This is a genomic window from Glutamicibacter sp. TV12E (genome assembly GCF_052441935.1).
Lineage (GTDB): Bacteria > Actinomycetota > Actinomycetes > Actinomycetales > Micrococcaceae > Glutamicibacter.
On the sequence record NZ_JBQVVF010000001.1, the window covers coordinates 3,297,545 to 3,311,692 of the forward strand.

Annotated in this window: 12 protein-coding genes; 4 read left to right on the top strand and 8 right to left on the bottom strand. The window is 57.4% G+C overall.

What is annotated here, in order from left to right; all coding sequences use genetic code 11:
• Positions 1-117 precede the first annotated feature (117 nt).
• Both ACT7DV_RS15720 and ACT7DV_RS15725 read right to left on the bottom strand, forming a co-directional pair.
• A complete protein-coding gene (locus ACT7DV_RS15720; protein WP_444663965.1) occupies positions 118-1,053 on the bottom strand; it encodes a dihydrodipicolinate synthase family protein in 936 nt (311 codons plus the stop codon).
• A 49-nt stretch (positions 1,054-1,102) separates the two neighbouring features.
• Positions 1,103-2,068: a DMT family transporter gene (locus ACT7DV_RS15725; RefSeq protein ID WP_444663967.1), complete on the bottom strand. Its 966-nt coding sequence runs from the start codon at positions 2,066-2,068 to the stop codon at positions 1,103-1,105.
• Here ACT7DV_RS15725 and ACT7DV_RS15730 point away from each other — a divergent pair.
• Positions 2,067-3,479 (top strand): aminotransferase-like domain-containing protein, encoded by a 1,413-nt coding sequence (locus tag ACT7DV_RS15730; RefSeq protein WP_444663969.1) that lies wholly within the window; start codon positions 2,067-2,069, stop codon positions 3,477-3,479. The genes ACT7DV_RS15725 and ACT7DV_RS15730 overlap by 2 nt on opposite strands.
• Here the strand turns inward: ACT7DV_RS15730 and ACT7DV_RS15735 are convergent.
• A complete protein-coding gene (locus ACT7DV_RS15735) occupies positions 3,476-4,039 on the bottom strand; it encodes a hypothetical protein (RefSeq protein WP_444663971.1) in 564 nt (187 codons plus the stop codon). The two genes, ACT7DV_RS15730 and ACT7DV_RS15735, sit on opposite strands and share 4 nt — an antisense overlap.
• Before the next feature lie 310 nt (positions 4,040-4,349).
• Here ACT7DV_RS15735 and pepN point away from each other — a divergent pair, with 310 nt between their 5' ends.
• Positions 4,350-6,995, top strand: coding sequence for an aminopeptidase N (pepN, locus tag ACT7DV_RS15740; protein WP_444663972.1), 2,646 nt, complete (start codon positions 4,350-4,352; stop codon positions 6,993-6,995).
• 78 nt (positions 6,996-7,073) lie between these two features.
• Here pepN and ACT7DV_RS15745 read toward each other — a convergent pair whose 3' ends face one another.
• From ACT7DV_RS15745 to ACT7DV_RS15765, 5 genes are all read right to left on the bottom strand, one after another.
• Complete coding sequence (locus tag ACT7DV_RS15745) at positions 7,074-8,129, bottom strand: lipoate--protein ligase family protein (protein WP_444663974.1); 1,056 nt, start codon at positions 8,127-8,129, stop codon at positions 7,074-7,076.
• Between the two features lie 134 nt (positions 8,130-8,263).
• Positions 8,264-8,521 (bottom strand): type B 50S ribosomal protein L31, encoded by a 258-nt coding sequence (locus tag ACT7DV_RS15750; RefSeq protein WP_047119068.1) that lies wholly within the window; start codon positions 8,519-8,521, stop codon positions 8,264-8,266.
• A gap of 146 nt (positions 8,522-8,667) precedes the next feature.
• On the bottom strand, positions 8,668-9,501 hold the full coding sequence (locus ACT7DV_RS15755) for a TrmH family RNA methyltransferase (protein ID WP_444663976.1): 834 nt from the start codon (positions 9,499-9,501) through the stop codon (positions 8,668-8,670).
• A 4-nt stretch (positions 9,502-9,505) separates the two neighbouring features.
• Positions 9,506-10,303 carry a sulfite exporter TauE/SafE family protein gene (locus ACT7DV_RS15760; RefSeq protein WP_444663978.1) on the bottom strand — a complete coding sequence of 266 codons (798 nt, stop codon included), beginning with the start codon at positions 10,301-10,303 and terminating at the stop codon, positions 9,506-9,508.
• Positions 10,304-10,331: 28 nt separating this feature from the next.
• Entirely contained in the window at positions 10,332-11,117 is a 786-nt protein-coding gene (locus ACT7DV_RS15765; RefSeq protein ID WP_444663980.1) for an ABC transporter ATP-binding protein, read from the bottom strand.
• Positions 11,118-11,240: 123 nt separating this feature from the next.
• Between ACT7DV_RS15765 and serB the strand changes: the two genes are divergently transcribed.
• Both serB and ACT7DV_RS15775 read left to right on the top strand, forming a co-directional pair.
• Complete coding sequence (serB, locus tag ACT7DV_RS15770; protein ID WP_444663982.1) at positions 11,241-12,161, top strand: phosphoserine phosphatase SerB; 921 nt, start codon at positions 11,241-11,243, stop codon at positions 12,159-12,161.
• Between the two features lie 163 nt (positions 12,162-12,324).
• Positions 12,325-14,067, top strand: coding sequence for a VanW family protein (locus ACT7DV_RS15775; RefSeq protein ID WP_444663984.1), 1,743 nt, complete (start codon positions 12,325-12,327; stop codon positions 14,065-14,067).
• Positions 14,068-14,148: the final 81 nt, after the last annotated feature.

Sequence of the window (14,148 nt, forward strand, 5' to 3'; positions counted from 1 at the left end):
TCGCTTACCCCAGTTGCACTCATGCTACGAGCAGGTCCGCTTTAACACCAGCGTTCCGGCATCCCCCCATGAGTCGCGAAATCCGGCAAAATATCATGTCAGGGAAAATTTAGAGCATCAGGAAAACTTCCCTGTGAACTGCTGTCTGGCCGTCTCGTCAAGGCCGAGTTCATTCAATACGCCGATCAATACCTGGCGCTGCTCCGAGCTCAGACCATGAATTGGCAACGGCAGGCATCCAGGTGCTGCCAATCCAAGGTGCTCAGCGATGGCTGCACTGATTCGCAGGCTTCCGCCGAATTCAGTGAATAAGGACCACAATGGTTCGAGGCGCCGGGAAATTTCCAATGCCTCTTGGTGATCACCGGCTTGAACTGCACGGGTGATATCCAGCATTGGACCGGGAATCGTTCCGCCAACCGCCGTGTACCAGGCATCGCATCCAGCGACGAGTCCTGCAGCACCGAAGGCGTCCCCGGAAACACCGATGCCCACATGCTCAGGCAAAATGCTGCGAATCGCATCAACATGCTTCTTGGCCATCCCTGCATGGTCAGGAACCCCTGGTATCTTGATCGAGGCAATCCCAGGCAGACTGGCAATCCGCGCATAAAGATCGTTGCTGAAGGCAAAGTGCGTTGTTCCAGGATTGTCATAGACAATCACCGGCAGGCTGCTGTGTTCAGTGGCCGTCCGATAAAGGTCCAGAACTTCAGATTCTCCCAGCCTTTGATAGCCAACGGGTGCTAGCAAGACGCCATCGGCACCTGCCGCCGCCGCATCATCGATGTGCTCCAAGACGTGAGAAGTGCGCATCGCGCCAACACCAATAACCACTGGCACACCCGCAGCATTCGCCACTGACAATTGAGCGACCCTTGCTCGCTCGGCCCGATTCAAGTACATATAGGAACCGGTGGACCCGAGCGCAGTAATCGAATCCACCCCAGCCGAAGATAGCCGTCGGACCAATCCAGAAAACGCGGATTCGTCCACTTTGTCGTCCGCCAAGGGAGTGAGCGGGAATGCGCTCAAGCCAGTAAAGGTCTTCACGGGCACCTCTTTCAGTTTCGGTTCATTTCATCTTGCCAGAGAACTTCGACTAGTTCATTGAATGCGTCCCGATGGTCCTTGCCGCGGGACGAGAAGTTGAGGTTCTGGAACGTATTGCAAACAAGGCGCATAAAATCACGGCGCATCCCCCTGCTACTGTGCTCCAGCCAATATGCTCACCCAAAAGCAATGCCGCCCATCCTATAGTCAGCACGGGTTGGGCCAGCTGCACCTGGCTAACGCGGGACATCGGGCCGATAGCTAAGCCGCGGTACCAGGCCACAAAGCCCAAGAACATGCTGACTAGGCCCAAATAGGCGAAGGATCCCCAAGCAGCTATGCCGCCGGTTGGCACCTGTTGATTAATGCTCACCACGCTCAGTACCAGCATCAGCGGAAAGGCCAGGACTAATGCCCAGGATATGGTCTGCCAGGAACCCAACTCCCGTGCCAGCAGGCCTCCTTCTGCATATCCAGCAGCACAGACAATCACTGCGACAAAGAGCAGCAGATCCGCCACTTGAATGCCCGATAGTCCCCCACCGCTAATTACAGCAAAGAACACCGCTGCGAGTGTGCCAAGGGCAGCGGCGCACCAAAACGAAGCACGGGCTCGTTCCTTGGTGCGGATAACAGCTGCCACGGCAGTGGCCGCTGGAAGAATCGCAATGACCACAGCCCCGTGGCTGGCTGGAACGGTGGCCATGGCGAATGAGGTGAGCAGCGGAAATCCTGCCACCACGCCGCACGACACCACGGACAGTCGAATCCATTGTCTGGTACTAGGACGTATTTGCTTGGTGGCCCCAAGTGCAACAGCAGCTACGAGTGCAGCAATAACCGCGCGCCCAGCGCCGATAAAAAGCGGATCCATGCCCTCGTTGGACACGGCGATGCGGGTGACTGGAACCGTCAATGAAAAGGCGCAAACGCCAAGCAGGCCCCAAATCAGACCCGCTGGGGAGTTGAATAGCGGTTGATGCTTTGATTGAGTAGCGGTACTATCGTGATTCATGATTAACAGTAGCAGTGAAAACTTGGTTTTGATACTGCGCAAATGGATCTCCCAAGCTCCCGCTGGAACCCAGCTGCCATCGACTCGGCAGCTGGTTGCTGAATATTCGCTCAGTCCAGTTACGGTGCAAAAAGCCTTGCGGGCATTAATCGCCCAAGGATTGATCGAGTCCCGCCCGGGCATTGGAACTTTTGTTCGCGGTATGCCCACGGCGCGACCATACGACTACGGCTGGCAGACGGCGGCTCTGGGCACTCCCCGGCAAAAGCTGCCCGAGGTCCACCCCAGCCAACGCACCCTGCCCAACGACTTCATAGCCCTGCAGTCGGGGTACCCAGATCGGGAACTGTTGCCGGAAAGATTGGTGAAATCAGCCTTCGCGCGGGCCGCGCGCAGCGAGTCGGTCCTGCAAAGGACCGAAGCTGCCGGACTGCCAGAACTTCAATCATGGTTCGCTGCCGAACTGGCCGAACAGATGCTTCCCGGGCTCAGCGCCCCCAGTGCCAGGGACGTCATCATATTGCCCGGAAGCCAGAGCGGATTGGGGTCAATCTTCCGAGCACTGGTTGGCGAGGGGCATCCAATGCTTATCGAGTCGCCAACTTATTGGGGTGCTATTCTCGCTGCTGCACAAGTGGGCGTTACGCTGATCCCCATCCCGGCGGGCCCGCAGGGTCCCGATACCCGAGAGCTGGATCGCGCCTTCGAACGCACCGGCGCCCGTGCCTTTTATGCGCATCCGAACTTCGCCAACCCCACCGGGGCCCAGTGGAGTCCAGAAGTTTCGGAACGAGTACTTGAAATCCTGAAAGCACGCGGTGCTTTCCTGGTCGAAGATGACTGGGCCAAGGATTTTGGAATCAGCAGCGATTCATCCCCCTTGGCGGCCCGAGAAGATAACGGGCATGTCGTCTACTTGCGTTCGCTGACCAAGAGCGTGTCCCCGGCGGTGCGCGTCGCAGGACTGATCGCCCGCGGCCCGGCCAGGGACAGGATCCTGGCAGACCATCAAGCGCAATCAATGTATGTCAGCGGACCCCTGCAAGCGGTGGCATTAGACGTGGTCAGCCAGCCAGCATGGCGAACACACCTTCGATCCCTGCGCCAGCAATTGGCTGGCCGGCGCGACCTGCTCATCGATTCGCTCGCCCGGCATGTTCCCGAAGCCCATTTGCAACTGGTTCCACCGGGCGGGTTGAACCTTTGGGTGCAGCTGCCCGATGGGACCGACCTGCGCCGGTTGGAACGAGAGTGCGAGGTTCGCAAACTCGCCATCGCTCCCGGTGCGAGCTGGTTCCCCGCCGAAGAGTCTGGCCAATATCTGCGGCTGAATTATTCTGGGCCGAATCCGGGTGCTTTTGACCAGGCGGGAAGGATCCTGGGCGAGGCCTTGCGCTCCGCGGACCGCTAGGCCAATCCGTCCACTTCCACCAAGCCGCGGCGTGTAGGCAGCGGCGCGACGTGGGTTCCATTGCCGGCAACTAGCTGAATGCTCAACAGACGCGGGGCATTGCCCTGTGCGGTCTGCAGGATCCACGGGCCAACCATGAGGTACGAGCGGTCGTTTTCTGCTTCGGTAACGACGCCGGTGATCACGAAGTCCCCGTACGGTTCCTGGCTAAAGGAAGCAACCACCAGATCGCCATGGGAGAGCTGTGCAACCTCGATGTCCTGGGGCGAGAATTCCCCATCGAACTGCGCCGGGAATGCTCGCACGTCTTTATCCGGTTGCCGTTGCATCACCTCGGAGCCGTCGCTGGCTTTGGCCGTCTTTTTAGCAGCGGCGGCGTTCAGCCCTCCCACCATCACGTCGTCCAGGACGGTGGGATGCGCTGCTCCGGTAACCAGGAAGTTTCCAAAGCGCTCGGTTTTGTACAGGACCGAAATCACCTCGGATTCTTCAATGGCGCCGAAGGCTGCCTTCATGCCGGCGACGTCGCGCTTGGAAGGGCCCTTGATGAAGGTGTCCATTGGCTTTCTCCGATGCTCAAGAGTGCGGGGTGTCGCTTTAACCCTAGGTCAGAATGCTCCGCCAAGGAAAAACGCCGTAGCGCCAATGCCCGCCAGCCCATCAAGGGGCGACGTGAGGATCAGCGGATTCAGCCCACCGGCCTGCTGCGCTCGATGGCGCGCCTGTCCAGCATGGTGACGAGCAGATGCGCGTCCATTCCGGCCTCCGCCGGCAAAAACCGCGCAGGCTCGCCGCGTGGAGTGCCAGGAGAACAGGAATTAAATGGCCGCCCAAGGTCTCAAACATTTATTTCACAGCTAAGCTGGAATGGTGGACACTCTAGAACGCTATGCACCAAATGAAAACCTGAGACGCGATGAAGCGGCTTGGCGCGCTGAAAACATCTCCTGGCACTTCGCGGAAGTGCAACTGGACCTGGGCAACGCCCCCGAGCCATCGGCCACCAGCTATGCATCGACGACGACGCTAAACTTTTCATCCTTGCGCCCCGACACCTTCATCGACTTCATCCACGAATCCGTGGAGGAAATTCTGGTCAACGGCACCGCCATTGACCTGTCGACGGCCGTACTGGACTCACGCATCTATCTCGATAACCTGCGCACGGATGTGCCAAACACCGTGAAGGTCACCGGTCGAGCGCTCTACTCGCGCTCCGGCGAAGGCCTGCACCGCTTCGTTGATCCGCAAGACGGCGAGACCTATCTTTACACGCAATTCGAGCCATCCGAGGCCCGCCGTGTTTTCGCCTGCTTTGAACAGCCGGACCTGAAAACCAGCTTCCGCTTCACCCTCACTGGCCCCGCAGGGTGGCACCTGGCCAGCAACCAGCCGATCGTGGACGAGGACTTCCACGATGACGGCACCAAAACTGTTGCCTGCTCCCCCACCCCGCCAATCTCCAGCTACATCACCGCGGTCCTTGCCGGCCCGTACCATGTGGAGCGTGGCGAGCATGTCCAAGAACTGCCAGACGGTGAAGAGCTTGTTATTGAATTGGCGGCGACCTGTCGCGCCTCGCTGGCTGAGCACTTTGACGGCCAGGAGATTCTGGAGCTGACCAGCCGCGGGCTGAGCTATTTCCACGAGCTTTTCGACTACCCCTATCCATGGGGCAAATACGATTCTGCCTTCGTTCCCGAATACAATCTCGGCGCCATGGAAAATCCGGGCCTGGTGACCTTCACCGAACGCTACGTGTTTACCTCGCACGCCACCGAGGGCCAGTACGAGCAGCGCAGCAACACCATCATGCACGAAATGGCGCATATGTGGTTCGGCGACCTGGTCACCATGAAATGGTGGGACGACTTGTGGCTCAAGGAGTCCTTCGCAGACTACATCGGCACCCTGGCCAACGACGAGGCCACTGACTTCACCACCGCGTGGACGACCTTCGCAGCCCGGCGCAAGGCCTGGGCCTACGTCGCCGACCAGATGCCCACTACGCACCCCATTGTTGCCGATATCCCAGACCTGCTGGCGGCAGACCAGAACTTCGATGGCATTACCTACGCCAAGGGCGCTAGCGTGCTCAAGCAGCTCGCGGCCTTTGTGGGCGCAGACGCGTTCCGCGACGCGGCGCGCTCCTACTTCCGCAAGCACGCCTACTCGAATACTTCGCTGGAAGACTTCTTGCAGGCTTTGGAAACTGCCAGCGGCCGGGATATGCGCCAATGGGCCGATGCATGGTTGAAAACCAGCGGTGTCCCCAAGCTGAAGGTTGACCTCAAGACCGATAGCCAAGGCGTCATTACCCACGCTCAACTCAATCAGTTCGGCTCGGATCCGGTGACCGGCCAGCCGATCGTTCGTCCCCATGTCCTAAGCGTGGGTGCCTATGAACTTCGCGATGGGCAGCTGGTGCGCACCGACACCGTGCCGGTAGAACTTGTGGGCCAATCCGTGGCACTTGATTTCCTTGTAGGACGAAACGTCCCTGATCTCATCCTGCCTAACGACGGCGATGAAACTTATGCCTTGATTGAATTTGATGAAGCTTCACGCGCTACCCTGCTGGAAAACCTGTCAGGTTTGGCTGATTCCTTGCCGCGCGCTACCTGCTGGGCTTCGCTGTGGGACGCCGTTCGTTCAGCAACCTTGGATGCGCAAAGTTATGTCGATGCGGTGCTGGCTCACGCCTACACCGTAACTGACGCTGGAGTTTTTGGAGTCCTCACGGATCAGCTGGTGAGCTCGATTTCCAAATACGCCGCACCGGAACTGCGGGCAGAATTACGCACTCGCGCCGCTGGGATCCTCACCGGCTGGCTCGGCAAATTCGAGCCGGGCAGCGATCAGCAAACCACGACTGCGCGAACCTTGACCCGTTTGGCACGAGCCGGTGTTGCCGGCGAAGTCATTGACGCGTTCCTCGGCGAGCAGCCTAACGCCTACCAGGTCACGGTCGATGAGCAGTTGCTTTGGAATTCCTACATTGCGCTCGCCGCTGCTGGCAAACTCGACGCAACCGCTGAAGCTGCAATGCACGAATCCGCCAAGCAGAACCCGACGAGCGTTGCGCTCAATGCGGTGAGAACTGCATTGGCTGCCCGCCCCGATCCCGAGGCGAAGATGAACGCCTTCGACACCGTCTTGATGGCTCGCGATGAAAAGGGCCAGCTGTCCAACGATGCACTTTCCGCAACGGCCTTGGGCTTTTCCATGGGTTCAGCGGCCCTTCTAGCGCCTTTTGAGGAGCGCTTCTGGGCCGCTGTCCTCCCAGTCTTCGAATCCATGAGCATGGAGTTCTCTACTCGAGTAATCGAAGGACTCTACCCGGCTCATCAAGACTTGGATGGCTCGGTCGAACAGAACCAGGCATTGTCGGCAGCGACCGCCTGGCTAGAGGAAAATGCGCAGGTACCGAGTGCATTGAAGCGCATCCTTCTGGAAGAGCGCGCGGAACTGGAACGCTCACTGAACGCTCAAGCTTTCAGCCGAACCAGCCGCTAGCTGCCACTCAGAAACCAGCGGGCCTGCGCAATGCTTGACGCATTGCGCAGGCCCGCTGGCCTATTCCCCTTGACGTGGCTAGGAAACGCGAGCGGTCCACTGCTCGGTGGCAAATTTGGTTTCAGCGAGCTCTTGAGCCGCCTGACGGGTAGCATCATCAAGTTGTGCTTGCTGGGCACCGGTACGCTGCGCGAAGGTGTCCATCATGACCCGAATGATTTCCATGCGCTCCAGATCGGTCTGCGACTTCAACGGATCCACTCGCTTCACCGCCGAGGTGATTCCCTTGTCTGAAATTTTCTCCCGGCCGATGCGCAAGACCTGAGTCATCTTCTGGGCATCAATGTCATAGCTCATCGTGACGTGATGAAGCATGGCGCCATTGGCGAACCGCTTTTGCGCCGCACCGCCAATTTTCCCTGCTTCCGTGGCAATGTCGTTCAAAGGCTTGTAGTGCGCCTTGAGGCCGATGTTCTGCAGCGCCTCCATGACCCAAGCATCCAAGAACGGGTAGGAATCGGCAAAACTCATGCCGTCGACCAGCGACTCGGGCGCATACAGGGAATAGGTGATGCAGTTGCCAGCTTCCATGAACATGGCACCGCCGCCGGAAATGCGGCGAACCACTTGAATGCCGTACTTGTCGGCCTGTTCCATATCAACTTCATTCTTGAGCGACTGGAAGGAACCGATGACAACCGCGCCTTCGTTCCAGTCCCAGAATCGAATGGCTGGTTTGCGAACGCCTTTGGCGATCTGGCGGGTCAAAACCTCATCCAGCGCCACTTGTTCAGTGATGGGGATGATTTCCGGTCCGAGTATTTCCCACTCGTGGTCTTCCCACTTAGTTGCATGCCCGAGGGCGCGCCGCACCACGCGGGCGACTGCGTCCGCATCAAATCCGAACATCACTGCGGCTTCGCGCAGGTTGTTGGTTACGGCATCGCGGATGGTGCCATGGCTGGCGTCAGTCGGCAATCCCCGTACCGACTCGTTGAGATCTTCCAGTGCCTCGTCCGGTTCCAGGAAGAAGTCTCCGTTGAGTGATACATCCGTGATTGTCCCGTTGCTTGTTTCAAGATCAACTACGACTAATTTGCCACCGACTACCTTGTATTCACCATGATGCATCATGTTCTCATTCTATCCCCGGGCACCTGCGCCTCGAACTCCTTCCACGGCTGCCAGTGCAGTGCCGTTAAAGCAGCAGCGGCGCGCTTCCAGGGAAACTGGAAGCGCGCCGCGTAAAGCTTGCGAGGGGCGAAGTATTACTTCTTGCCGCCGAAGCCCTTGAAGCGGGCGTTGAAGCGCTCGACACGACCAGCGGTGTCCATGATGCGCTGCTTACCGGTGTAGAACGGGTGCGAAGCAGCCGAGATTTCAACGTCAATCACTGGGTAAGTGTTGCCGTCTTCCCACTCGATGGTCTTGTTCGAAGTTGCGGTCGAACGGGTCAGGATCTTTTCGCCGGATGCCAGGTCGTTGAAGACAACTGGGCCGTACTGTGGATGGATATCAGCCTTCATAGCTATACACCTTTTTGTTTATGGCCACTGGATTTTGCCAGCAGCTAATTGCTCGGAAATTCGCCATGCAGCACAACGTTCATTAAAGAACCTGCAACACACAGACATTACATCCTATCGCACATTTACGGCCGAGGAGAACCGCCTCAACGTGGGGCAGAACACAGATGCCAGAAGGCAATTGCGCTGGCCGCGCCGACGTTGAGCGAATCCACTTCCCGATGCATCGGAATGATGACCGTATGGTCCACGGAAGCCAGCGCTTCTTGCGTTACTCCCCTGCCTTCATTGCCCAGGATCATCGCTATTTTCTGGCCTGGAGCAATCTGGATGTCGTTGAGCGCAATCGCGTCGTCAGTCAATTCCATGGCCAGCAGGTCATAGCCGTGTTTCTTGAGCTTGTCCATGTCATCCGGCCAGTTTTCCAAGCGTACCCACGGAAGATCAAAAACGGTCCCCATGGAGACCCGAGCACTGCGGCGATACCAGGGATCAACGCACTTAGGCGTCAGCAATACAGCATCAATTCCGAGCCCTGAGGCCGACCGGATGATGGCACCCAAGTTGGTATGGTCAGCAATATCTTCGAGAATGGCGATTCGGGAACCGGTTTCCAGCACCTTGTCCAGATCCAGAGGTTCTGGGCGGTTCATGGCCGCCATGGCGCCTCGGTGCAGGTGGAAACCAACAAGGTCTTCCAGCTGGCGGTCATCACCAATAAAAATGGGCGCTGTTGGGAAGCGGTTGAATTCATCGGTTAGCTGTCCCAGATGCTTTTCAGCAAGAAGGAAGCTGCGAGGCACATGCCCTGCATTGATCGCGCGCTGGACAACCTTGGTGCTTTCCGCGATATAGAGACCATTCTCCACGTCGGTGCGCATCCGTAGATGCGCCTCAGAAAGCCTCAGATATTCGTCAAGACGCGAGTCCTGAAGATCTTCAACGTGCAGGATCCGCTCTGGATTAAGAATTTCGGCCACCGGGCTAAACCAACTTCAATAGCATGTTGACCAGTGCAATAACACCGAGGACGACGATAATTCCGCGGAGCCAGCCTGGAGAGAGTTTCCGGCCAATTTTCGCTCCGATGAATCCGCCAATCAGAGATCCCACGGCAATCAAAAGGACGATCAACCAGTTGATACGTTCCGGAGCAATGATGAGGTACATCGCGGCGGCCATAAGATTCACGATCAGCGACAAGATGACCTTGATGGCGTTGGACTGCTGCAGCGAAGCCTGCAGGAAGACACCGAAAACCGCCATGAGCAAGACACCCTGTGCCGCGGTGAAATATCCTCCGTAGATGCCGATAGCAAATACCAGCACATACAGGATCGTCGGCACCTTGGTTCGGTCCGCCTCATCCGGATCCGTCCCACCCCGAGCTGCCTGGCGGGTTTTAGCCCACTTGGCCAACCTCGGTTGGAAGATCACCAGGATCAAGGCACAGACCAAGAGGACCGGCGCGACCACGCCAAATACTGATTCAGGCAAGTTCAGCAGCAGCAACGATCCGATCAGGCCGCCGATGAGGGATACCGGAACCAGCTTGAGCAGCGTCCTCTTCACGCTTGCTGCTTCTTTGCGATAGCCCCAGGCACCAGAGAATCCGCCAGCGACCAGGCCCATCGCATTAGAGACTACCGCGTTGACCGGCGCAGTCCCCAAAGCGACAAGAATCGGGAACGTAACCAGGGAACCGGACCCGACCACCGTGTTAATCGTTCCAGCCCACAGACCACCAATGAAGATGAGGGCTTCACGCCAAAACTCAACCACGCAGAAGCTTCCCCTCTAGAGTGTTCAATTACGCGCCAGCAAATGCCGAATAGCGTCCACCTTCACGGCGAAGCTTCAATTTCATTCCGTAGGTCTTTTCCAGATTCTCTTCGGTGAGTGTGGAATCAATCTCGCCAGCGGCGACCACCTGTGCATCACGCATCATCAAGATGTGGGTAAAGCCGGCAGGAACTTCTTCGAGGTGGTGTGTCACCAACACAAGCGCAGGAGCGTCCTCATCGGCAGCCAGCTCCGCCATTTGGGCGACGAGTTCTTCTCGTCCGGCAAGATCCAGGCCCGCAGCTGGCTCATCCAGGATCAGGAGTTCAGGATCCGTCATCAGCGCACGGGCAATCAGCACCCGCTTGCGCTCGCCTTCAGAAAGATTGCCGAACGGCTGGTTCATGAACGTCGACATGCCCCATTCATGGAGCAAACGGAAGGCACGGCGTTCATCAATTTTTTCGTACTTCTCGCGCCAGCGGCCAGTCATGCCGTACGCTGCGGTCAGAACTACATTTAATGCCTTTTCGTTGGCTGGAATAGAGTTGGCGACCAACGCCGAGCTCAAGCCAATCAGGGGACGAAGATCAAACACTGATACTCGTCCCAAGCGTTCGCCAAGAATATCGGCTGTGCCTCGGGTGGGGTGCAACCGAGTGGCTGCGATATTCATCAAGGTAGATTTGCCGGCGCCGTTGGGGCCGATAACAATCCACCGCTGTCCTTCTTTAACTTCCCAGGACACGTCCTTGAGCAGTTCTTTTCGCCCGCGTACCACGCTGACATCTTTGAAAGTTAGCACTTCGCTCATGGTATTCAAGACTAGACTTTTCGTTGCTGTTTCACTAATTGAATCACCTGCAATCCCCCGATTATTCGCCGTTCGCCGCTGTCATGTTTGGTCGTAATTGCTGAATCATTGAAAAATGGAGGCATGGCTTCTTCACTGGTTTTTGTCTCCCGCCCGTCCTTCCCGCGCCAACAGTTCCTGGCTTTACTGGACCTCGCGGCCGCAGAACAGCTGATTCCACAAGGGCTGGAGCTCTCGATCAAAACCAGCGAAGAACGACTGGTAGCCAAGGTGCACTATGCTGCCGGATCACCTGATCGCCTTCAACAGCTCGCGACTGAATTCATTGACCGGCACGTCACGGCCGGGACTTTGGCCTATGCCGACATGTGCCTGGCCGTAGTGCCAGAAGAGGTCGCTTCGGCCCCACAACTGCTGCTGCTCATGGATGTGGACTCCACGCTGATCAAGCAGGAAGTCATCGAGTTGCTGGCGGCCCATGCCGGGCGGGAAAAAGAGGTCGCGGAAGTTACCGAAGCTGCCATGCGCGGTGAACTGGATTTTGCCCAATCACTGATCCAGCGTGTAGCAACCCTCAAGGATCTGCCGGACTCGGTTCTGGCCGAAGTCGGAGAACGCATCATCTTCTCCGACGGCGCACCTTCATTGGTTCGCCGTTTCCATGCCGCGGGCCACAAGGTTGCTGTCGTTTCGGGTGGATTCCAGCAAATCCTCGACCCGCTGGCCTCAACGCTCAACCTGGACCATGCCTTGGCCAACACGCTGGGTATCACCGACGGAGTGCTTGACGGCACGGTTCACGGAGAAATTGTGGATCGCCAGATGAAGGAGACGAAGCTTCGCGCTTGGTCCGAAGAGCATAAGATCCCATTGAATGCGACGATCGCTGCCGGTGACGGTGCCAATGACCTGGACATGGTGGCGGCAGCGGGCTTGGGGATCGCGTTCAACGCCAAGCCAGCACTGCGTGACAAGGCAGATGTCCGCCTGGATTTCGGGCGACTCGACGTGATCGCTGATCTCGTACTGGATGACTTGAACTAAAAGATTCCAACAACTCGATAACAATTGAGGTGAATAGAGTCTCTCTGCGCGTCTATCGGTTGTTCCAGCGGTTAGTATTTTCACTAGACGCCCCAATGGCCTGTGGTAGATACCTCGACCAAGCGGCTAAATCCTAACGCTTTTCGAAAGAACACTAAAACCAGTGCAGACCCCTCCTCAGGACAGTACCCCCACTACGTCTACGAATCCCTCACACAATAAGAAGAAGCCCAAGAGCAAGGCCAAGCCTTGGATCATTGGCGGTTCTTGTGCGGTGGCCGTAGTCGCGGCGTACTTCGGCGCAGCTGCTTTTGTCAGCTCGCAAGTTCCAGCCAACGCCACGATTGCCGGCGTCAATATCGGGTCGATGAACAGTGACGAGGCGCGTGCTGAAATTGAGCGAGTGGTCTCGCCCTTGGCACAGGAGCCCATCGAAGTCAAAGTTAATGGCAAGGACTACACTGTTGACCCTGCCGAGGCAGGGCTTAGCCTCAACGTCGACGACACAGTCAAGGACTTGACGTCCTATGTCGTCAATCCCGTGAAGCTCTACGAGCGCCTGGCTGGTGACTATGAAGTCATCCCGGAGTTGAATGTTGATCAGCAGAAGCTGTCCGAACAGATTGAGGCTTTGGCGAAAAAGGCCAACGCTGAGGTCACCGAAGGCAAAATCGAATTTGTCGATGGTGCGGCAAAGCTTTCCAAGCCTGTCGACGGGGTGGTCTTGGACAACGAAGCTGCCATTGAAAAATTCAGTGAAGACTGGTCGATTGCCGGTCCCCCGATCGAGCTGCCCGCAGAAGTAGTCAAGCCCCAGATTTCATCGGATACGTTGCAGAAGTTCTACGACGATCAAGTGAAGTCGTTGCTCAAGGGCGACGTGGAACTTGTTTCCGGGGACAAGAAGGCCACCCTCTCACCAGCATCGATTGCGGCAGCTGCGTCCTACGCACCGAAGGATGGGGCTCCTGCCCTCACCCTTGACGACAAAAAGCTGTATAAAGCTGCCACCAGCAATTCGGATCTTTCCAGCACCGCGAAAGACGCAAAGATCGTCCTGAAGGGCGGAAAGCCTTCGATCCAGGCGTCCACCAAGGGCATCTCGCTGGAAACGGAAGGCCTAGGCGCCAAGGTGCTTGCCGCCAGCGCGACCGAGAACCGCACTGCCGAAGTCAAGATGACTGAAAAGGAAGCGGATTTCACAACTGCCGAGGCAAAGAAGCTGGGCATCAAGGAACCAATCGTCGATTTCTCGACCCCCTATCCTGCTTCGGACACCGTGCGCACGAAGAACCTCAAGGCCGGCGCAGCTCGCGTCACCGGCGTCGTGGTGAAGCCCGGAGAACGGTTCTCGCTGCTTGATACCCTGGGCCCGATTACCGTGGCCAACGGATACTTCAGCTCCGGCGTTGTTGAGAACGGTTTCAGCGCCGAAGCAGTCGGTGGAGGACTCTCGCAGATTTCCACGATGATGTACAACGTCGGGTTCCTGGCCGGCTACGACGACATTACCCATAAGCCGCACTCCCGCTGGTTCGAGCGCTATCCAGCCGGTCGCGAAGCCACCCTGTGGGAAGGGCAGATCGATATGATCTGGGAGAACAACACTCCGTACGGCGTGCTGGTGCAGGCATGGGTATCCGACGACGCCGTACACACTCGACTGTGGTCGACCAAGTACTGGGATGTGTCGCAGAAGAGCTCTGGAAAGTACGACCAGACGGACCCCGAGACCAAATACAATACTGCTGAGAAGTGCGTATCCGAGTCCGGTGGCAAGAAGGGCTTCACCATCGATATCACTCGCTACCGCGAAACCTTCGACGGTTCAAAGAAGCTCCCCGCCGAGACCAAGAGCTGGACTTACAGCCCTTGGCACAAGATCGTGTGCGGCGAAAAGCCATAGCAGTTCAGATTGGCCAATGCCGGGCATCTTCCATGGAAGATGCCCGGCATTGAACTTTAATCACCGCGCAAAAACAGCTGC